The organism is Streptomyces mangrovi (assembly GCF_900114215.1).
GTDB lineage: Bacteria > Actinomycetota > Actinomycetes > Streptomycetales > Streptomycetaceae > Streptomyces > Streptomyces barkulensis.
Genome location: NZ_FOSG01000003.1, coordinates 127,736 through 147,736 on the forward strand (window position 1 = coordinate 127,736; position 20,001 = coordinate 147,736).

Annotated in this window: 15 protein-coding genes and 1 pseudogene; 4 read left to right on the top strand and 12 right to left on the bottom strand. The window is 72.3% G+C overall.

What is annotated here, in order from left to right; translation table 11 throughout:
- Positions 1-4: 4 nt before the first annotated feature.
- Both zwf and opcA read left to right on the top strand, forming a co-directional pair.
- Positions 5-1,531 carry a glucose-6-phosphate dehydrogenase gene (zwf, locus tag BM237_RS05300; RefSeq protein WP_093848338.1) on the top strand — a complete coding sequence of 509 codons (1,527 nt, stop codon included), beginning with the start codon at positions 5-7 and terminating at the stop codon, positions 1,529-1,531.
- Entirely contained in the window at positions 1,528-3,333 is a 1,806-nt protein-coding gene (gene opcA / locus BM237_RS30490; RefSeq protein ID WP_093848339.1) for a glucose-6-phosphate dehydrogenase assembly protein OpcA, read from the top strand. Before zwf ends, opcA begins: the two co-directional genes overlap by 4 nt.
- Before the next feature lie 132 nt (positions 3,334-3,465).
- Here opcA and pgi read toward each other — a convergent pair whose 3' ends face one another.
- The 12 genes from pgi to BM237_RS05365 all read right to left on the bottom strand — a co-directional run bounded on the left by pgi (position 3,466) and on the right by BM237_RS05365 (position 16,399).
- Positions 3,466-5,157 carry a glucose-6-phosphate isomerase gene (gene pgi / locus BM237_RS05310; RefSeq protein WP_093848340.1) on the bottom strand — a complete coding sequence of 564 codons (1,692 nt, stop codon included), beginning with the start codon at positions 5,155-5,157 and terminating at the stop codon, positions 3,466-3,468.
- Between the two features lie 133 nt (positions 5,158-5,290).
- Positions 5,291-5,626, bottom strand: a complete 336-nt coding sequence (locus tag BM237_RS05315; RefSeq protein ID WP_076971064.1) for an RNA polymerase-binding protein RbpA — start codon at positions 5,624-5,626, stop codon at positions 5,291-5,293.
- 229 nt (positions 5,627-5,855) lie between these two features.
- Positions 5,856-6,092 (bottom strand): preprotein translocase subunit SecG, encoded by a 237-nt coding sequence (gene secG / locus BM237_RS05320; RefSeq protein WP_093655373.1) that lies wholly within the window; start codon positions 6,090-6,092, stop codon positions 5,856-5,858.
- 150 nt (positions 6,093-6,242) lie between these two features.
- On the bottom strand, positions 6,243-7,019 hold the full coding sequence (gene tpiA, locus BM237_RS05325) for a triose-phosphate isomerase (protein ID WP_093848341.1): 777 nt from the start codon (positions 7,017-7,019) through the stop codon (positions 6,243-6,245).
- A 148-nt stretch (positions 7,020-7,167) separates the two neighbouring features.
- Positions 7,168-8,370, bottom strand: a complete 1,203-nt coding sequence (locus tag BM237_RS05330) for a phosphoglycerate kinase (protein WP_093848342.1) — start codon at positions 8,368-8,370, stop codon at positions 7,168-7,170.
- A 146-nt stretch (positions 8,371-8,516) separates the two neighbouring features.
- The gene (gap, locus tag BM237_RS05335; RefSeq protein WP_093848343.1) at positions 8,517-9,521 is read right to left on the bottom strand and encodes a type I glyceraldehyde-3-phosphate dehydrogenase; all 1,005 of its coding nucleotides are present in this window, start codon (positions 9,519-9,521) and stop codon (positions 8,517-8,519) included.
- 297 nt (positions 9,522-9,818) lie between these two features.
- The gene (whiA, locus tag BM237_RS05340) at positions 9,819-10,796 is read right to left on the bottom strand and encodes a DNA-binding protein WhiA (RefSeq protein WP_093848344.1); all 978 of its coding nucleotides are present in this window, start codon (positions 10,794-10,796) and stop codon (positions 9,819-9,821) included.
- Positions 10,787-11,806: a gluconeogenesis factor YvcK family protein gene (locus BM237_RS05345; RefSeq protein ID WP_093848345.1), complete on the bottom strand. Its 1,020-nt coding sequence runs from the start codon at positions 11,804-11,806 to the stop codon at positions 10,787-10,789. The genes whiA and BM237_RS05345 overlap by 10 nt, the downstream gene beginning before the upstream one ends.
- Positions 11,803-12,759 carry an RNase adapter RapZ gene (gene rapZ / locus BM237_RS05350; protein WP_093848346.1) on the bottom strand — a complete coding sequence of 319 codons (957 nt, stop codon included), beginning with the start codon at positions 12,757-12,759 and terminating at the stop codon, positions 11,803-11,805. The genes BM237_RS05345 and rapZ overlap by 4 nt, the downstream gene beginning before the upstream one ends.
- Before the next feature lie 51 nt (positions 12,760-12,810).
- The gene (gene uvrC, locus BM237_RS05355; protein WP_093848347.1) at positions 12,811-14,886 is read right to left on the bottom strand and encodes an excinuclease ABC subunit UvrC; all 2,076 of its coding nucleotides are present in this window, start codon (positions 14,884-14,886) and stop codon (positions 12,811-12,813) included.
- A 72-nt stretch (positions 14,887-14,958) separates the two neighbouring features.
- Positions 14,959-15,615 (bottom strand): MBL fold metallo-hydrolase, encoded by a 657-nt coding sequence (locus BM237_RS05360; protein WP_093848348.1) that lies wholly within the window; start codon positions 15,613-15,615, stop codon positions 14,959-14,961.
- Between the two features lie 49 nt (positions 15,616-15,664).
- Positions 15,665-16,399, bottom strand: a complete 735-nt coding sequence (locus BM237_RS05365; protein ID WP_093848349.1) for a maleylpyruvate isomerase family mycothiol-dependent enzyme — start codon at positions 16,397-16,399, stop codon at positions 15,665-15,667.
- Positions 16,400-16,588: 189 nt separating this feature from the next.
- On the opposite strand from BM237_RS05365, the pseudogene uvrA reads away from it, so the two are divergent.
- Together uvrA and BM237_RS05375 are read left to right on the top strand one after the other, a co-directional pair.
- Positions 16,589-19,420, top strand: a pseudogene (gene uvrA / locus BM237_RS05370) (excinuclease ABC subunit UvrA); the annotation flags it as partial.
- 38 nt (positions 19,421-19,458) lie between these two features.
- Positions 19,459-19,890, top strand: coding sequence for a Rieske (2Fe-2S) protein (locus BM237_RS05375; RefSeq protein WP_093848351.1), 432 nt, complete (start codon positions 19,459-19,461; stop codon positions 19,888-19,890).
- Positions 19,891-20,001: the final 111 nt, after the last annotated feature.

Consider the following 20,001-nt stretch of genomic DNA (forward strand, 5'->3'; position numbering starts at 1 on the left):
GCAGGTGAGCAGCGCAGCCAACCCGCTGCGTGACGCACAGGACCGGCGGCTCCCGCGCATCGCGGGGCCGTCGGGCCTGGTGATCTTCGGCGTCACAGGCGATTTGTCACGAAAAAAGCTGATGCCCGCCGTCTACGACCTGGCGAACCGGGGCCTGCTCCCACCGGGCTTCTCCCTCGTCGGCTTCGCCCGCCGCGAGTGGGAGGACCAGGACTTCTGCGAGGTCGTGCACGACTCGGTCAAACAGTACGCCCGCACCCCCTTCCGCGAGGAGGTCTGGCGGCAGCTCGGCGAGGGGATGCGCTTCGTCCCCGGCGTCTTCGACGACGACGACGCGTTCGCCCGGCTGAAGTCCACCATCGAGGAGCTGGACAAGTCCCGCGGCACCGGGGGCAACTTCGCGTTCTACCTCTCGGTACCGCCGAAGTTCTTCCCCACCGTCCTGGAACAGCTCAAGAAGCACCAGCTGTCCGAGGCACCCGACGGCTCCTGGCGCCGCGCGGTCATCGAGAAGCCCTTCGGCCACGACCTGGCCAGCGCCCAGGAGCTGAACCGGGTCGTGCACCGGGTCTTCCGCCAGTCCGACGTCTTCCGGATCGACCACTACCTGGGCAAGGAGACCGTCCAGAACATCCTGGCGCTGCGCTTCGCCAACACGCTGTTCGAGCCCCTGTGGAACCGCTCCTACGTGGACCACGTGCAGATCACGATGGCCGAGGACATCGGCATCGGCGGCCGCGCGGGCTACTACGACGGCATCGGCGCCGCGCGCGACGTCATCCAGAACCACCTGCTCCAGCTGCTGGCCCTGACCGCGATGGAGGAGCCCGTCTCCTTCGACGCCAAGGCGCTGGTCACCGAGAAGCTGAAGGTGCTCAACGCGGTGCGGCTGCCCGGGGACCTGGGCCGGCACACCGTGCGCGGCCAGTACCGGGCGGGCTGGCAGGGTGGCGAGAAGGTGCCCGGCTACCTGGAGGAGGAGGGCATCGACCCGGCCTCCCGGACGGACACCTACGCCGCCATCAAGCTGGAGATCGACAACCGCCGCTGGGCGGGGGTCCCCTTCTACCTGCGCACGGGCAAGCGGCTGGGCCGCCGGGTCACCGAGATCGCGGTGGTCTTCCAGCGCGCCCCCTACTCCCCCTTCGACGCCACCGACACCCGGGAACTGGGCCAGAACGCCCTGGTCATCCGGGTGCAGCCGGACGAGGGCGTCATGATCCGGTTCGGCTCCAAGGTGCCCGGCACCTCGATGGAGATCCGCGACGTCACGATGGACTTCGCCTACGGCGAGTCCTTCACCGAGTCCAGTCCCGAGGCGTACGAGAGGCTCATCCTGGACGTGCTGCTGGGCGACGCCAACCTCTTCCCCCGGCACCAGGAGGTCGAGCGCTCCTGGGAGATCCTGGACCCGGTCGAGGAGTACTGGGACGCGCACGGCAGGCCCGAGCCGTACACCGCCGGGACCTGGGGCCCCCAGGCGGCCGACGAGATGCTCGCACGCGACGGACGGAGCTGGCGGCGGCCATGAACATCGACCTCACGGACACCACGTCCGGCCGGATCAACGCGGCTCTGGTGCGAGCGCGGCGGGCGATGGGCAGCCCGGCCGTCGGGATGGTGCTCACCCTCGTCATCGTCACGGACGAGGGCAGCCACTACGACGCGCTGAAGGCAGCCAGCGACGCGTCGAAGGAGCATCCCTCGCGCATCCTCGTCGTGGTGCGGCGTCCGGGCCGCTCGCCCCGCGACCGGGCCATGGCCCGGCTCGACGCCGAGGTGCGGGTGGGCGGCGAGACCGGCACCGGGGAGACGGTCCTGCTGCGCCTCCACGGCGAGCTGGCGAACCACGCCCACAGCGTCGTCCTGCCCCTGCTGCTGCCGGACGCGCCGGTCGTCCTGTGGTGGCCGGCCGACCCGCCCGAGTACCCCTCGAAGGATCCGCTGGGCGCCCTGGCCCAGCGGCGCATCACCGACGCGGCGGAGACCGAGGACCCGGTCGCGGCCCTCAGGGGGCGCGCCGCCTCCTACGCACCGGGCGACACCGACCTGGCCTGGACCCGTGTCACCCTGTGGCGCAGCGTGCTGGCCGCCGCCCTGGACCAGAAGCAGGCCCGCGTGACCCGGGCGGTGGTCGAGGGCGAGGAGTACAACCCCAGCTCGGAGCTGCTGGCGCTGTGGCTGGCCGACCGTCTGGGCGTCCCCGTCGAACGTGTGCTCTCCGGCGGCCCCGGCATCACGGCGGTGCGGCTGGCGACGGAGGAGGGCGACATCTGCCTGGAGCGCGGCGACGGTTCGCTGGCGACGCTCTCGGTGCCGGGCCAGCCGGACCGGAGCGTGGCCCTGCACCGGCGCTCCACGGCCGAGCTGATCGCCGAGGAGCTGCGGCGCCTGGACCCGGACGAGACCTACGCGGGCGCCGTCCGCTTCGGCCTCGACCGCCTGGTGCGCGGGCAGGTCGCGCAGGTGGAGGCGGTCGAGGCGGCGCAGGCTCAGGCGCAGGCGGAGGCGGCGCGGGCACCGGGCGGGGAGCAGGCTCCCCCGCAGATCGTCGTCCACCCGGACAAGGAGCGGATGGCCCGGGCCACGGCCGCACGCCTGATCACCGCGATCGTGGACGCGCAGGCCGCCCGCGGCCGGGCCCATGTCGCCCTGACCGGGGGCCGGGGTGGTAACGCCCTGCTCGCCGCCCTGGCGCAGGCCCCGGGACGCAGCGGCGTGGACTGGTCCCGCGTCGACCTGTGGTGGGGCGACGAGCGGTTCCTGCCCGAGGGCGACCCGGACCGCAACCACACCCAGGCCCGCGAGGCGGTCCTGGACGCGCTCCCCCTGGAGCCGTCGCGCGTCCACCCGATGCCCGCCGGTGACGGTCCGCACGGCGACGACGTGGACGCGGCCGCCGAGGCGTACGCGGCGGAGCTGGCCGCGGCCGCCGGTGAGAGCGGTCCCGGCGGCGGTACGGGCGGGGACGGTACGGGCGGGGCGGTACCCGCCTTCGACGTGCTGCTGCTGGGACTGGGCCCGGACACCCATGTGGCCTCGCTCTTCCCCGGCCATCCGGCCGTGCGGGAGACCGGGCGAACGGTCGTCGGCGTACGGCGGGCGCCCAAACCGCCGCCGACCCGGATCTCCCTCACCCTCCCGGCCCTCCGGGCGGCCCGGGAGGTCTGGCTGCTGGCGGCGGGCGAGGACAAGGCCGAGGCGGCGGCCGACGCGCTGACCGCCGGCGATCCGGCACGGACCCCCGCGGCGGGCGCCCGCGGGCACGAGCGCACCCTGTGGATCCTCGACGAGAAGGCGGCGGCCCGCCTGCCCGAGTCGGTCCGGAGCTGACGCCCGCCGCAGGGACCCGTACCGAACGCGGCGGCCCCGCTCCCCCCGGAACTCGCCGGAGGGAGCGGGGCCGCCGCCGTGATCACGGTGGGGGCCCCTCCGGGCCCGCCGGTCTCTGCCGGACCTGCTGGGTCAGTCCCGGCCGCGCAGCGAGCGGTAGCGGGCCACCAGGGCCGCCGTGGAGGCGTCCAGCCCCTCCACCTCGGCGCCCTCGGTCAGCGCGGGCTCGATGCGCTTGGCGAGCACCTTGCCCAGCTCCACGCCCCACTGGTCGAAGGAGTCGATGTCCCACACCGCGCCCTGGACGAACACCTTGTGCTCGTAGAGCGCGACGAGCTGCCCCAGCACCGACGGGGTCAGCTCGGAGGCCAGGATCGTCGTCGTGGGGCGGTCGCCGCGGAACGTGCGGTGCGGGACCTGCTCCTCGGCGACTCCCTCGGCGCGGACCTCCTCGGCGGTCTTGCCGAAGGCGAGTGCCTGGCCCTGGGCGAAGAGGTTGGCCATCAGCAGGTCGTGCTGGGCCGCCGGCGCGGGCTCCAGGCCCGCCACGGGCCGCGCGAAGCCGATCAGGTCCGCCGGGACCAGCTTGGTGCCCTGGTGCAGCAGCTGGAAGTAGGCGTGCTGGCCGTTGGTACCGGGGGTGCCCCACACCACCGGGCCGGTCTGCCAGTCCACCGGCTCGCCCCGCCGGTCCACGGACTTGCCGTTGGACTCCATGTCGAGCTGCTGGAGGTAGGCGGTGAACTTCGACAGGTAGTGGCTGTAGGGCAGCACCGCGTGCGACTGCGCGTCGAAGAAGGCGCCGTACCAGATGCCCAGCAGGCCCAGCAGCAGCGGGGCGTTCTCCTCGGGCGGCGCGGTGCGGAAGTGCTCGTCGACGGTGCGGAAGCCGTCGAGCATCTCGCGGAAACGGTCCGGGCCGATGGCGATCATGAGGGAGAGGCCGATGGCCGAGTCGTACGAGTAGCGCCCGCCGACCCAGTCCCAGAACTCGAACATGTTCGTGGTGTCGATGCCGAACTCCGCGACCGCCTCGGCGTTCGTCGACAGCGCCACGAAGTGCTTGGCGACCGCCTCCCTCCCCGCGCCCAGACCGGTCAGCAGCCACTCCCGGGCGGAGGTGGCGTTGGTGATGGTCTCGATCGTGGTGAAGGTCTTGGAGGCGACGACGAACAGTGTCCGGGCCGGGTCCAGGCCCTGCAGCGCCTCGTGCAGGTCCGCGCCGTCCACGTTGGAGACGAAGCGGACGTCCAGCTCCCGGTCGGTGTAGGCACGCAGCGCCTCGAAGGCCATCGCCGGGCCCAGGTCGGATCCGCCGATGCCGATGTTGACGATGTGCCTGACGGGCAGGCCGGTGAGCCCGGCCCACTTCCCGGCCCGCACCGCCTCGGCGAAGGCGGACATCCGGTCGAGCACGGCGTGGACGGCGGGCACGACGTTTCTCCCGCCCTCCCCGTCCCCGGCGTTCCCCCCGTTCCCCCCGTCCACCTCGATCACCGCGTCGCGCGGGGCGCGCAGGGCGGTGTGGAGGACGGCCCGGTCCTCGGTGGTGTTGATCCGCTCGCCGCGGAACATCGCGTCCCGCAGCCGCGCCACCCCGGTCGCCTCGGCCAGCTCGCGCAGCAGCCGCAGGGTCTCGTCCGTGACCAGGTTCTTGGAGTAGTCCAGGTACAGGTCGCCGACCCGGACGCCGTAGCGCTCGCCGCGCCGCGGGTCGGCGGCGAACAGCTCGCGCAGGTGCACCTCCCCCAGTTCCTCACGGTGCCTGGCCAGCGCCTGCCACTGCGGCATCCGGTCGAGCCTGCCGCGGCCTTCAGCGTTCATCTGGGAAATCAGTCCATTCCTGTCGTACGGACCCCGCCGCGTCCAACCTAATGGAACGACGGCCCGGCCGCGCGCCCCGTGAGGGCGTACGGCCGGGCCGTCGTGCGCCGTTGTCCGGCCGGCCGGCCGGTGTTCAGATCTCCCCGCGGAGCTTGGCCAGCGCCTCGGCGAGGATCGCCTCGCCGTCGGCGTCGCTGCGCCGCTCGCGCACGTAGGCGAGGTGGGTCTTGTACGGCTCGGTGCGCGGCGGGTCCGGCGGGTTGTCCCGGTCCTTGCCGGCCGGGAAGCCGCAGCGAGGGCAGTCCCAGGTGTCCGGGATCTGCGCGTCGCTGGCGAAGCTGGGTTGGGTCTCGTGCCCGTTGGAGCACCAGAAGGAGATGCGCAGGCGCGGCGCGGACTCGCCTCGCTCGGCCTCCCCCATCGGCCCCGCTCCGACCCGGCTTCCCCGGATCGCGTTGCCACTTGCCACGGTCGTAACTCCCTGCCTTCACGGTGCCGCGGAGCATCGACAGGCCGCTCCGCTGCGGGTGCCCCAGTGTACGTAGGGCCCAACGCGCGTCCACAGACCCGAGTTGCGGCCCCCTTCGGACCCTGCGGGCGCGAACCTCATGATAGGCCGGGAAGGCGACACGGCGTCAGACCGCGGCGACCGCCGTCACGCGACAGACGCCGGCGGGCGTCGGCAGGCGTCGGCGGCCTCAGCCGTCGAGCTTCATCAGGATGCCGAGCGCCACGATGATGGCGAACCAGATCAGGCCCACCACGACCGTGATGCGGTCGAGGTTGCGCTCGGCGACCGAGGAACCGCCGACGGAGGACTGCATGCCGCCGCCGAACATGTCGGAGAGGCCGCCGCCCTTCCCCTTGTGCATCAGCACGAGCAGCATCAGCAGCAGGCTGAAGACGATGAGGGCGATGGAGAACCCCAGGATCACGGCTGGACCAACTCTCTCGGACGGATGACGGGAACTGTCGGGACTTGCAGGGTACGGGGCCGGGAGGCGCTGTGCGTGCTCGCTCCCGGCCCCGACAGGGTACGACGTGGACGGCCCGCCGTCACTCGCCGGCGGCGGTCGCCGACGGCCCTACTGGTCGCGGAACCGGACGATCTTCACGAACTCGTCCACGTCCAGCGCGGCCCCGCCGACCAGGGCGCCGTCCACGTCCGGCTGAGCCATGATCGCGGCGACGTTCCCGGACTTCACCGAGCCGCCGTACTGGATGCGGACCCCGTCGGCCAGCTCGCGGTCGTACAGCTCGGCCAGGCGGCCCCGGATCGCGCCGCACACCTCCTGGGCGTCCTCGGGGGTGGCGACCTCGCCGGTGCCGATCGCCCACACCGGCTCGTAGGCGATCACGATACGGGCGGCCTGGTCGGCGGGGATGTCCGCCAGCGCGCCGTCGACCTGGGCGAGGGTGTGGGCGACCTGGTCGCCGGCCTTGCGGACCTCCAGGCCCTCGCCGACGCACAGGATCGGGGTCAGGTCGTTCAGGTAGGCCGCCTTGACCTTGGCGTTGCACAGTTCGTCGGTCTCGCCGTGGTACTGGCGCCGCTCGGAGTGGCCGATGGCCACGTAGGTGCAGTTGAGCTTCGCCAGCATCGCCCCGGACACCTCGCCGGTGTACGCGCCGGAGACGTGCGCCGAGATGTCCTGGGCGCCGTAGCGGATCTTCAGCTTGTCGCCGTCGACCAGGGTCTGCACCGAGCGCAGGTCGGTGAAGGGCGGCAGGACGGCGACCTCGACGGCCTCGTGGTCCTTGTCGTTCAGGGCGAAGGCGAGCTTCTGGAGGTGGGCGATGGCCTCCAGGTGGTTGAGGTTCATCTTCCAGTTGCCCGCCATCAGCGGGGTGCGGTTTGCCATGGGTGGAGGTGCCTTTCAGTTCGCTCCGCCGCGGCAGCGGCTCGTGTCGCTGTCGCCCGCGCGGCGCGGGGGCGCGGGCATCGTGGTCGTTCGCGGCCCGGCGGCCGCGGGTGCTCCCCGGATGCGCCGGGAGACCCGGCGCACCGGGTCAGTCCTCCAGCGCGGCGAGGCCGGGGAGCGTCTTGCCCTCGAGGTACTCGAGGCTGGCGCCGCCCCCGGTGGAGATGTGACCGAAGGCCTCCTCGTCGAAGCCCAGGATGCGGACGGCCGCCGCGGAGTCCCCGCCCCCGACGACGGTGAAGGCCGGGCTGTCGATCAGTGCCTGGGCCACGGCCCGGGTGCCCTCGGCGTAGTCCGGGTGCTCGAAGACGCCCATCGGGCCGTTCCAGAAGACAGTGGCCGCGTCGGCGAGCTTGGCGGCGTACAGCTCCTGGCTGCGGGGGCCGATGTCCAGCCCCATCAGGCCGGACGGGATGGCGTCCGCGGCCACGGTGACGGGCTCGGAGGGCGCCTTGGTGCTCAGGTCCGGGAATCCGGCGGCGGCCACCACGTCGACGGGGAGGACGAACTCCACGCCGCGCTCCTCGGCACGCTTGAGGTAGCCCTGGACGGCCGGGATCTGGTCCTCCTGGAGCAGCGAGGCACCGATCTCGTGCCCCTGGGCCTTCAGGAAGGTGTAGGCCATGCCGCCGCCGACGAGGATGCGGTCGGCGCGCTCCAGCAGGTGGTCGATGACGCCGAGCTTGTCGGAGACCTTCGCGCCGCCCAGGACCACGGCGTAGGGGCGCTCGACGTCGTCGGTGAGCTTGCGCAGGACGCCGACCTCGGTGGCGATGAGGCCGCCGGCGGCGTGCGGCAGCCGTGCCGGGAGGTCGTAGACGGAGGCGTGGCGGCGGTGCACCGCGCCGAAGCCGTCGCCGACGTAGACGTCGGCGAGGGCCGCCAGGCTGTCGGCGAAGGCGCCGCGCTCGGCGTCGTCCTTGCTGGTCTCGCCGGCGTTGAAGCGCAGGTTCTCCAGTACCGCGACCTGTCCGTCGGCGAGGGCGCCGACGGTGGACTTCGCGGACTCGCCGACGGTGTCGGTGGCGAACGCGACCTCCCTGCCCAGCAGTTCACCCAGTCGCCCGGCCACGGGGGCGAGGGAGAACCGCGGGTCCGGGGCGCCCTTGGGGCGGCCCAGGTGGGAGGCGACGATCACCCTGGCGCCGGCCTCGGCCAGTCTGCCGATCGTCGGGACGGCGGCGCGGATGCGGCCGTCGTCGGTGATGGCCCCTGAATCGAGCGGCACGTTCAGATCGGCGCGGACGAAGACCCGCCTGCCCGCGACACCGAGGTCGTCGATCGTCTTCATGGTGTGGCTCCGTGGTGGTCTGCTCGGTGGTTTGCACGGTCGCCGGCCCTGCGGCCGGTCATCGCGAGGCGGGGCCCGCGGGGCGCGTCATCGCGCCCCGCGAACCCCGCCGCGTCACGTCTCGGCGCTGTTGTCCGGCAGCGTGGTCAGAGCCGCTCGCCGACGTAGACCGTCAGGTCCACCAGGCGGTTGGAGTAGCCCCACTCGTTGTCGTACCAGCCGACGATCTTGACCTGCTTGCCCTGGACCATGGTCAGGGAGGAGTCGAAGGTGCAGGAGGCCGGCCAGTTGACGATGTCCGAGGAGACGATCGGGTCCTCGGTGTACTCCAGGACGCCCTTCAGCCGGCCCTCGGCGGCCTTCTGGAAGGCGGCGTTGACCTCGTCCTTGCCGACCTCGCGGTCGAGCTCCAGCACGAGGTCGGTGACCGAGCCGGTCGGGACCGGGACGCGCATGGCGATGCCGTCCAGCTTGCCCTTGAGCTGCGGCAGGACCAGGGCGGTGGCCTTGGCGGCGCCGGTCGAGGTCGGGATGATGTTCTCGGCCGCGGCGCGGGCACGACGCAGGTCCTTGTGCGGGAAGTCCAGGATGCGCTGGTCGTTGGTGTACGCGTGGACGGTCGTCATCATGCCCTTGACGATGCCGAAGTTCTCGTCCATCACCATGGCCATCGGCGCCACGCAGTTGGTGGTGCAGGAGGCGTTGGAGACGACGTGGTGCTTCTCGGCGTCGTAGGCCTCGTGGTTGACGCCCATGACGACGGTGATGTCCTCGTTCTTGGCCGGGGCCGAGATGAGGACCTTCTTCGCGCCCGCCGCCAGGTGCTTGGCGGCGTCCTCGCGCTTGGTGAAGATGCCGGTGGACTCGATGACGATGTCGGCGCCGAGCTCGCCCCACGGGAGGGCGGCCGGGTCGCGCTCGGCCATCGTCCTGAAGGTCTGGCCGCCCACCGTGATGGTGTCGGCGGTGTGGCTGACCTCCTGCTTCAGACGGCCCAGGATGCTGTCGTACTTCAGCAGGTGGACAAGGGTCGCGTTGTCGGTCAGGTCGTTGACACCGACGATCTCGACGTCCGCGCCCTGCTCCAGAAGAGCGCGGAAGTAGTTCCGTCCGATGCGGCCGAAGCCGTTGATGCCTACGCGGATCGTCACGAACCGATCTCCTCGCTAGGTACGCCGGTGCGGACACCGGCGAAGCTGTTTGGGATGTCCCCGACCACCTCCGACCCTACCGCGCCGGATGCCCGCGAGTGACATCGGCCACCCGCCGTGTGCGGTGTGGCGCACCGGTGGCAGGACGTACCCGCGAGGGCGCCCGGCAGACATCCCCGGCACCCGGATCCACGGCCGCGCGCCGCGAAACGCCCGGCCCGCGGGCCGCGAAAGGCGCGGCGCGCGGGGGCGGCGCGCAGAGGCGTCGGACGGACGGCCGGGGCTCCCGAGACCCGCTCAGCCGACCATCTCCTCCGTCAGGTTCGACTCGGTGCCCGGGATGCCCAGGTCGGCGGCGCGCTTGTCGGCCATGGCCAGCAGCCGCCGGATACGCCCGGCGACGGCGTCCTTGGTCAGCGGCGGATCGGCCAGCGCGCCCAGCTCCTCCAGGGACGCCTGCTTGTGCTCCATGCGCAGCCGGCCGGCCGCGGCCAGATGCTCGGGCACCTCGTCGCCCAGGATCTCCAGCGCGCGCTGCACCCGGGCCCCGGCCGCGACGGCGGCGCGGGCCGAGCGGCGCAGGTTGGCGTCGTCGAAGTTGGCCAGGCGGTTGGCGGTGGCCCGCACCTCGCGGCGCATCCGCCGCTCCTCCCACGCCAGCACCGACTCGTGGGCGCCCAGCCGGGTCAGCAGCGCGCCGATGGCGTCGCCGTCCCGGACGACGACCCGGTCCACACCGCGCACCTCGCGCGCCTTCGCCGCGATCTGCAGGCGGCGGGCGGCGCCGACGAGGGCGAGGGCGGCCTCGGGGCCGGGACAGGTGACCTCCAGGGAGGAGGAGCGTCCGGGCTCGGTGAGCGAGCCGTGCGCCAGGAAGGCGCCGCGCCAGGCGGCCTCGGCGTCGCAGGTGGCCCCGGAGACCACCTGCGGCGGCAGACCGCGCACCGGGCGGCCGCGGCCGTCGACCAGCCCCGTCTGCCGGGCGAGCTGATCACCGCCCGCCACCACCCGTACGACGTAGCGGCTGCCGCGGCGCAGCCCGCCGGGGGCCATGACCACCAGGTCGGAGGCATGGCCGAAGATCTCCAGGACGTCCTTGCGGAGTCTGCGTGCGGCGATGCCGGTGTCCAGCTCGGCCTCGATCACGATGCGGCCGCTCACCAGGTGCAGTCCGCCGGCGAACCGCAGGATGGAGGAGACCTCCGACTTCCGGCAGCAGGTCCGGGTGACGGGTAGCCGGGAGATCTCGTCCTTCACCGCTGCCGTCATCGCCATGGGCCGATCCTTCCATGCATTCGAAAAATCCGGTCGTACGCGGCGGCCAGCAGCTCCGGGTCGTGCCGGGGGGCTCCGCCCGGGGCGGCCACCGGTGCCAGCTCGACCGTGCCGCCCAGACGCCGGGCGGCGTCACGGAGGCCCTCCTCGTCGGGCACGGCGGCCCGGTCGGCCAGCACCACGTCGAAGGTGAGTTTAGGGGCGTGTCGGGCCAAAACCTCCAAATGACGCTGCGGGGAGAAGCCGTCGGTCTCTCCCGGCTGCGGCGCGAGGTTGAGCGAGAGCACCCGGCGCGCCCTGGTCTCGGTGAGCGCCTGGAGGAGTTCGGGGACCAGCAGGTGGGGGATGACCGAGGAGAACCACGAGCCGGGGCCGAGTACCACCCAGTCCGCGTCGAGGACCGCCTCGACGGCCTCGGGGACGGCGGGCGGATCGTGCGGGACGAGGTGCACCTGCCGCACCTCGCCGGGGGTGAGGGCGACGGTGGCCTGGCCCCGGACGGTGGTGACCTCCCGCGGGCGCGCCGGGTCGTGGCCGCGCACCAGGGCCCGCAGCTCCAGCGGGACGGCGGACATCGGCAGCACCCGGCCGTGCGCGCCCAGCAGCCTGCCCACCAGGTCCAGGGCCTGGACGTGGTCGCCGAGCTGTTCCCACAGGGCGACGATCAGCAGGTTGCCCACCGCGTGCTCGTGCAGGTCGCCCCTGCTGACGAAGCGGTGCTGGATGACCCGGGCCCAGGTCTGGCCCCACTCGTCGTCGCCGCACAGCGCGGCCAGGGCCTTGCGCAGATCACCGGGGGGCAGGACGCCCAGTTCGTCGCGGAGCCGCCCGCTGGAGCCGCCGTCGTCGGCGACGGTGACCACCGCGGTCAGATCGCGGGTGATCCGGCGCAGCGCGGCCAGCGAGGCGGACAGGCCCATGCCGCCGCCGAGCGCCACCACCTTCGGGGTCCCGCCACGGGCCCTGCGGGTGGTGACCAGGCGCCGCAGTCTGCGGGTGCGGACGGTCACTCGCGTCCCATGTCCCGGTGTACGACGACCGTCTCGACGCCCTCGGCGGCCAGCCGGGCGGCCAGCTTCTCGGACATCGCCACACTGCGGTGCTTGCCGCCGGTGCAGCCGACCGCGACGGTCACATAGCGCTTGCCCTCGCGGCGGTAGCCGGCGGCGATGAGCTGGAGCAGTTCGGCGTAGCGGTCCAGGAACTCCTTGGCGCCGGGCTGGTTGAAGACGTACTGGGAGACCTCCTCGTTGAGGCCGGTGTACGGCCGCAGTCCCGGCACCCAGTGCGGGTTGGGCAGGAAGCGGCAGTCGACCACGAGGTCGGCGTCGACGGGGAGGCCGTACTTGTAGCCGAAGGACATCACCGTCGCCCGCAGCTCGGGCTCCTCCTCGCCGGCGAACTGGGCGTCGAGCTTGGCCCGCAGCTCGTGGACGTTGAGTGCGGAGGTGTCGATGACCAGGTCGGCGTCGCCCCGCAGCTCGCGCAGCAGGTCGCGCTCGGCGGCGATGCCGTCCACGATGCGCCCGTCGCCCTGGAGCGGATGGGGACGGCGCACCGACTCGAAACGGCGCACCAGGGCGTCGTCGGACGCCTCCAGGAAGACGATCCGGCGGGTGACGTTCTTGGCGTCGAGGTCGGCGAGGGACTCGCGCAGGTTGTCGAAGAAGCGACGGCCGCGGACGTCGACGACGACGGCGATCTTGGCCACGTTGCCCTGCGAGCGGGCGCCGAGGTCGACCATGGTCGGGATCAGGGCGGGCGGCAGGTTGTCCACCACGAACCACCCGAGGTCCTCCAGGCACTTGGCGGCGGTGCTGCGGCCGGCGCCGGACATGCCGGAGATGATCACCAGCTCGGGGATGGCGGCGGTGCCGTCGCCTCCGTTTCCCGCGGTCTCCGCGACCGCTCCCGTACTCGTACCCGTGGCCACCTGCGCTCCGTCTCCCATGTGCTCGTTCATCGCGCTCTCCCCCGCCCGCCTGTGCCGTTCCGCTTGTCGATCGCCGGTGTCCTACTGGTCTTCCCGGTCTTCCAGGATCTCACCTGTGGCGGTGTTCACCGCCGGAGCGGCCGGAGCCGCCTGGGCCAGGGCCGCGGCGACGGCCTCGGCGGTCTTGCGTCCGACACCCGGGACCTCGCAGATCTGCTCGACGGTGGCGGCCCGCAGCCGCCTGACCGAGCCGAAGTGCTTGACCAGGGCCTGTTTGCGGGACTCCCCGAGGCCGTGGACGGCGTCCAGCGGGCTCGCCTTCAGCGCCCGCGACCGCTTGCCGCGCTGGTAGCGGATGGCGAAGCGGTGCGCCTCGTCGCGGACCCGCTGGAGCATGTACAGGCCCTCGCTGGTCCGGGGCAGGACCACCGGGTCGTCCTCGCCGGGCAGCCACACCTCCTCCAGGCGCTTGGCCAGCCCGCACACGGCCACGTCGTCGATCCCCAGTTCGTCCAGGGCGCGCCGCGCGGCGGCGACCTGCGGCTGCCCACCGTCGACCACGACCAGCTGCGGCGGGTAGGCGAACTTCGGCGCCCTGCTCCGGCCTCCCTCCTCGGCCGGGGCCGGCCCGTCCGGCCCGTCCGCGGCGTCCGCGGCGCTCGCACCGACCGCACCGCCCGGTGCGGCCCCGGGCCCACCGCTCCCGTGGCTCTCCCCGTTCTCCCCGTCCTCCCCGGTGGCCCACTCGCCCGTGCGCTGCCTCTCCTGGAGGTAGCGGCGGAAGCGGCGGGAGACCACCTCGTGCATGGAGCGGACGTCGTCCTGGCCTGCGAAGCCCTTGATCTGGAAGCGGCGGTACTCGCTCTTGCGGGCCAGCCCGTCCTCGAAGACCACCATCGAGGCCACCACGTCCTCGCCCTGGAGGTGGGAGATGTCGAAGCACTCGATGCGCAGCGGGGCCGAGTCCAGCCCGAGGGCCTCGGCGATCTCCTCCAGCGCGCGGGAGCGGGTGGTCAGGTCGGAGGCGCGCCTGGTCTTGTGCAGGGCCAGGGCCTGCTGGGCGTTGCGCCGCACCGTCTCCATCAGGGCGCGCTTGTCGCCGCGCCGCGGCACGCGCAGGTCCACGGCCGCGCCGCGCCGGCCGGCCAGCCACGCGGTGAGCGGCTCCACCGGGTCGGGCAGGGCGGGGACCAGGACCTCCCGGGGCACGGCGTCGCCGCTCTCCTCGCCGTAGAGCTGCTGGAGGGCGTGCTCGACCAGGCCGGCGGTGGTGACCTCCTCCACCTTGTCGGTGACCCAGCCGCGCTGGCCGCGCACCCGTCCGCCGCGGACGTGGAAGATCTGGACGGCGGCCTCCAGTTCGTCCTCGGCGACCGCGACCAGATCGGCGTCGGTGGCATCGGTGAGGACGACGGCGTTCTTCTCCATCGCCCGCTTCAGCGCCTCGATGTCGTCGCGCAGCCGGGCGGCCCTCTCGTACTCCATCTCCTCGGCCGCCCGCTGCATCTCCCGCTCCAGGCGGCGCAGGTGGGCGCCCGTACGGCCGGCCATGAAGTCGCAGAACTCCTCGGCCAGCCGCCGGTGCTCCTCGGCGTCGACCCGGCCGACGCAGGGCGCCGAGCACTTGCCGATGTAGCCGAGCAGGCAGGGGCGGCCGATCTGGGCGGAGCGCTTGAAGACCCCGGCCGAGCAGGTGCGCACCGGGAAGACGCGCAGCATCAGGTCGACGGTCTCGCGGATGGCCCAGGCGTGCGCGTACGGCCCGAAGTAACGCACGCCCTTCTTCTTGGGCCCGCGCATCACCTGCACGCGCGGGAACTCCTCGTTCATCGTCACCGCGAGGGACGGGTAGCTCTTGTCGTCGCGGTACTTGACGTTGAAGCGCGGGTCGAACTCCTTGATCCAGGAGTACTCCAGCTGGAGCGCCTCGACCTCGGTGGAGACCACCGTCCACTCCACGGAGGCGGCCGTGGTGACCATGGTGCGGGTGCGCGGGTGGAGGCCGGTCAGGTCCTGGAAGTAGTTGGCCAGGCGCTGGCGCAGGCTCTTCGCCTTCCCGACGTAGATCACCCGGCCGTGTTCGTCGCGGAACTTGTAGACCCCCGGGGAGTCGGGGATCTCTCCAGGCCTGGGGCGGTAGCTGGAGGGGTCTGCCATGGCGCCCACCTTACTGGCGGCCTGCGACACACCGGGCCGGCGGCGGCACGCCCCGCCGCCGGGCGGGGTTCGTCACCAGCCGCGCTCGCGCCACTGAGCCAGGTGGGGGCGCTCGGCGCCCAGGGTGGTGTCGGCGCCGTGGCCGGGGTAGACCCAGGTCTCGTCGGGGAGCTCGCCGAAGAGTTTGGTCTCCACATCGTTCAGCAGCGTGGTGAACGCCTCGGCGTCGCCGCGGGTGTTGCCGACTCCGCCGGGGAAGAGGCAGTCGCCGCTGAACAGGTGCGGATGGCCGTGGGGGTCGTCGTAGACGAGCGCGATGGAACCGGGGGTGTGTCCCCGCAGACGGCGGGCGGTGAGCGTGACGCGGCCGACGGTCACGGTGTCGCCGTCCTCCAGGGGCACGTCGGTGGGCACCGGGATGCCCTCGGTGTCATAGCGCCCGGCGTAGGTGCGCGCGCCGGTGGCCCGGACGACGGTGTCGAGCGCCTGCCAGTGGTCGCCGTGCCGGTGGGTGGTGACGACCGAGCCGATGCCGTCCTCGCCGATGAGGCCCAGCAGGGTGTCGGGCTCGTTGGCCGCGTCGATCATGAGCTGTTCACCGGTGGCGCGGCAGCGCAGCAGATAGGCGTTGTTCTCCATCGGGCCGACCGCGGCCTTGGAGATCACCAGGTCGGTCAGCTCGTGGACGTCCGGCGGACCGCCGACCGCGACTTCTCCTGTGTACGGCATGGGCTGTGCGACTCCTTCCGGAAGGGGGACGCGGTCGGCGATCAGTGTGTCAGAGGGGCGGCAGCGCGGGCAGGTCCGCCGCGGAGGCGGTGAGTCCGGCGCCGTCGGTGCGTCCCGTGAGCCAGCCGACGAGCGCGGTGGGCGAACCGGCTACGGTCACCGCCGGCTCCCCCTGCCCGGCCGCGCGGCCGGTGCGCAGGACCCGGCCGTCCTCCACCCTCATCTCCACGGGCTCCACCCCGGGGTGCCCCGCGAACCGCCGGGCCATGTTCTCCAGCTCGCGGTCGGTGAAGGAGGCGGGCATGTCCGCCAGCCCGTATCCGACGCCGAGGTCGACATGGTGCAGCTCGATCTCGATCCGGCGGCGGAAGGGGAGGGAGGAGGCGAGGTCGGTGACGCCGTTGCGCAGTTCGACGGTGGCGCCCCACTGCTCGCCGGTGAGCCGGGCCATCGCCTCGTCCAGGCGGGCGGCGCTGCCGCTCAGGTCCTCCAGCTGGGCCGCCAGGGGACGGGGTGCGTCGCGCTCGATGTCGGCCTCGCGGGCCTCGGCGCTGAGGTACATGGGGCGGCCGGCCAGCACGTTGACCAGGGCGTCGGCGTTGCGGGCGAGGTGGGCGAGGACATGGCCCCGGGTCCAGCCCGGCAGCTTCGAGGGGACGGCCAGGGCGGCGTCGTCCAGCTTCCGGACGGCGGCCAGGAGGCGGTCGGTGGACTCCCGCAGGGCGGCGGTGTCGGCGACGGGGTCGGCAGCGGGACCGGCGGAGCCGGCGGCAGGCACAGTCATGATCCAAAGCTATCGCCACCACTCCTTCGGGTGAAGGAGAGACGGAAGCTCCATAAATCGAATACGCGTGCTATAGGCTCGCGATGCGCCCCGGGCACGACGCCAGGGCTGCGCTACCCCATACCCTTGGGCAGGGGCTCCGGGCAGGTGTCCGGCCCCCTACATCCCACACGAAAGGTGCCAATCGGCGTGGCCGACCGTCTCATCGTCCGTGGGGCTCGCGAGCACAATCTCAAGAACGTCTCGCTCGACCTCCCCCGCGACTCCCTCATCGTCTTCACCGGGCTGTCGGGGTCGGGCAAGTCCTCGCTCGCCTTCGACACCATCTTCGCCGAGGGGCAGCGTCGCTACGTGGAGTCGCTGTCCTCCTACGCCCGGCAGTTCCTGGGGCAGATGGACAAGCCCGACGTGGACTTCATCGAGGGTCTGTCCCCGGCGGTCTCCATCGACCAGAAGTCCACCTCCCGCAACCCCCGCTCGACGGTCGGCACCATCACGGAGGTCTACGACTACCTGCGGCTGCTGTTCGCGCGGGTCGGCAAGCCACACTGCCCCGAGTGCGGGCGCCCGATCGCCCGGCAGTCCCCCCAGGCGATCGTGGACAAGGTGCTCTCCCTGACGGAGGGCAGCCGCTTCCAGGTCCTGTCCCCGCTGGTGCGCCAGCGCAAGGGCGAGTTCGCCGACCTCTTCGCCGAGCTGCAGACCAAGGGCTACAGCCGCGCCCGGGTGGACGGCGCCACGGTCCAGCTCTCCGACCCGCCGAAGCTGAAGAAGCAGGAGAAGCACACGGTCGAGGTGGTCGTCGACCGCCTGACGGTCAAGGAGAGCGCCAAGCGGCGGCTGACCGACTCCGTCGAGACCGCGCTGAGCCTGTCCGGCGGCATGGTGATCCTCGACTTCGTCGATCTGGACGAGGACGACCCGCAGCGCGAGCGGATGTACTCCGAGCACCTGTACTGCCCCTACGACGACCTGTCGTTCGAGGAGCTGGAGCCGCGCTCGTTCTCCTTCAACTCCCCCTTCGGCGCCTGCCCGGAGTGCAGCGGCATCGGCACCCGTATGGAGGTGGATCCGGAGCTGGTCGTCCCCGACCCGGACAAGTCGCTGGACGAGGGCGCGATCCACCCCTGGTCGCACGGTCACAGCAAGGAGTACTTCGGGCGGCTGATCGGCGCCCTGGCCGACGCGCTCGGGTTCCGCACCGACGTCCCCTTCGGCGGACTGCCGCAGCGCGCGAGGAAGGCCCTGCTCAACGGCCACCGCACACAGATCGAGGTCCGCTACCGCAACCGCTACGGCCGGGAGCGGTCGTACACCACGGCCTTCGAGGGCGCGGTCCCGTTCGTGCGGCGCCGGCACTCGGAGGCGGAGACGGACTCCAGCCGGGAGCGCTTCGAGGGCTACATGCGCGAGGTGCCCTGCCCCTCCTGCGAGGGCACACGGCTCAAGCCGATCGTCCTGGCCGTGACGGTGCAGGGGAGGTCGATCGCGGAGATCTCCGCGATGTCGATCAGCGAGTGCGCCGACTTCCTGAGCGGCATGCAGCTCAGCGAGCGCGAGAAGACCATCGCCGAGCGGGTCCTGAAGGAGGTCAACGAGCGGCTGCGGTTCCTGGTCGACGTCGGCCTGGACTACCTCTCCCTCAACCGCGCCGCCGGGACGCTCTCGGGCGGCGAGGCGCAGCGCATCCGGCTGGCGACCCAGATCGGCTCCGGTCTGGTGGGCGTGCTCTACGTGCTGGACGAGCCGTCCATCGGCCTGCACCAGCGCGACAACCACCGGCTGATCGAGACCCTGGTGCGGCTGCGGGACATGGGCAACACCCTGATCGTCGTCGAGCACGACGAGGACACCATCAAGACCTCCGACTGGGTGGTGGACATCGGTCCGGGCGCGGGCGAGCACGGCGGCGAGGTGGTGCACAGCGGTCCGCTGAGGGAACTGCTGGCCAACGAGGAGTCGGTGACCGGACAGTACCTGTCGGGGCGGAAGGTCATCCCGACGCCCGGGGAGCGCCGCCCGGTGGACCGCAAGCGGATGCTGACCGTCCGCGGCGCCAAGGAGAACAACCTGCGCAACATCGACGTGTCGTTCCCGCTGGGCGTGTTCACCGCGGTCACGGGCGTCTCCGGCTCGGGCAAGTCCACCCTGGTCAACGACATCCTCTACACCCACCTGGCCCGTGAGCTGAACGGCGCGAAGTCGGTGCCGGGCCGGCATGTGCGGGTGGAGGGGGACGACCACGTGGACAAGGTCGTGCACGTCGACCAGTCCCCCATCGGCCGCACCCCCCGCTCCAACCCGGCCACGTACACGGGCGTCTTCGACCATGTGCGCCGGCTGTTCGCGGAGACGACGGAGGCGAAGGTCCGCGGCTACCTGCCGGGGCGCTTCTCCTTCAACGTCAAGGGCGGACGCTGCGAGAACTGCTCCGGTGACGGCACGATCAAGATCGAGATGAACTTCCTGCCGGACGTGTACGTGCCGTGCGAGGTCTGCCACGGAGCGCGCTACAACCGGGAGACCCTGGAGGTGCACTACAAGGGCAAGTCCATCGCCGAGGTGCTGGACATGCCGATCGAGGAGGCACGGGGGTTCTTCGAGGCGGTGCCCGCCATCGCCCGCCATCTGCGCACCCTCAACGACGTCGGCCTCGGCTACGTGCGGCTCGGCCAGCCCGCCACCACGCTCTCCGGCGGCGAGGCGCAGCGCGTGAAGCTCGCCTCGGAGCTCCAGAAGCGCTCCACCGGCCGCACGGTCTACGTCCTGGACGAGCCGACCACGGGTCTGCACTTCGAGGACATCAGCAAACTGATCGAGGTGCTGTCCGGGCTGGTGGACAAGGGCAACACGGTGATCGTCATCGAGCACAACCTCGATGTGATCAAGACGGCGGACTGGGTCGTGGACATGGGCCCGGAGGGCGGCAGCGGCGGCGGCACGGTCGTCGCCCAGGGCACCCCGGAGCAGGTCGCGGTGGTTCCCGGGAGCCACACCGGCAAGTTCCTCCAGGACGTCCTGCCGCTGAAGCCGTGAGCGGCCGAGAGGAGAACACGACCATGAGCGACAGCTCTCCCGGCTCCCCCGGCCGCCGCACCGTGCTGTGCGGCGTGGCCCTGACCGGGGCCGCGGGCCTCGGCCTGACCGCCTGCTCCGGCGGGGACGGCGGGCGGGCCCCGGCGGTCCCGACCGCGCCCGTGGACCTCGGCGCGGCCGACGCCGTACCCGTGGGCGGCGCCCGGCTGTACCGCGAGAAGAAACTGGTGGTGTCCCAGCCCTCCGAGGGCGATTACAAGGCGTTCAGCGCGGTGTGCACCCACGCGGGCTGTGTGCTGACCTCGGTGAAGGAGCTGGAGGCCGACTGCACCTGCCACGGCAGCCTCTTCGACACCACCAGCGGCGAGGTGCTGGCGGGTCCGGCGGGCGCGCCCCTTCCCTCGGTCCCGGTCAGAGTGGAGAACGGCCGCCTCGTCGCCGGACCCGGCGACTGAACACAGCCGGACCCGGCGACTGAACACAGCCGGACCCGGCGGCCGACGGCCCGGTCCGCTCCCACACGTTCCCCGTGCGTCCGTTCGGTCCAACGGACGCACGGGGAACGC

Bases quoted from the DNA above. Each gene is read 5' to 3' on its own strand.
- BM237_RS05330 (WP_093848342.1), bottom strand. From the start codon at position 8,370: ATGAAGACGATCGACGACCTCGGTGTCGCGGGCAGGCGGGTCTTCGTC.
- BM237_RS05360 (WP_093848348.1), bottom strand. From the start codon at position 15,615: ATGCCGTACACAGGAGAAGTCGCGGTCGGCGGTCCGCCGGACGTCCAC.
- BM237_RS05375 (WP_093848351.1), top strand. From the start codon at position 19,459: ATGAGCGACAGCTCTCCCGGCTCCCCCGGCCGCCGCACCGTGCTGTGC.
- BM237_RS05365 (WP_093848349.1), bottom strand. From the start codon at position 16,399: ATGACTGTGCCTGCCGCCGGCTCCGCCGGTCCCGCTGCCGACCCCGTC.
- tpiA (WP_093848341.1), bottom strand. From the start codon at position 7,019: ATGGCAAACCGCACCCCGCTGATGGCGGGCAACTGGAAGATGAACCTC.
- opcA (WP_093848339.1), top strand. From the start codon at position 1,528: ATGAACATCGACCTCACGGACACCACGTCCGGCCGGATCAACGCGGCT.
- whiA (WP_093848344.1), bottom strand. From the start codon at position 10,796: ATGGCGATGACGGCAGCGGTGAAGGACGAGATCTCCCGGCTACCCGTC.
- uvrC (WP_093848347.1), bottom strand. From the start codon at position 14,886: ATGGCAGACCCCTCCAGCTACCGCCCCAGGCCTGGAGAGATCCCCGAC.
- rapZ (WP_093848346.1), bottom strand. From the start codon at position 12,759: ATGAACGAGCACATGGGAGACGGAGCGCAGGTGGCCACGGGTACGAGT.
- pgi (WP_093848340.1), bottom strand. From the start codon at position 5,157: ATGAACGCTGAAGGCCGCGGCAGGCTCGACCGGATGCCGCAGTGGCAG.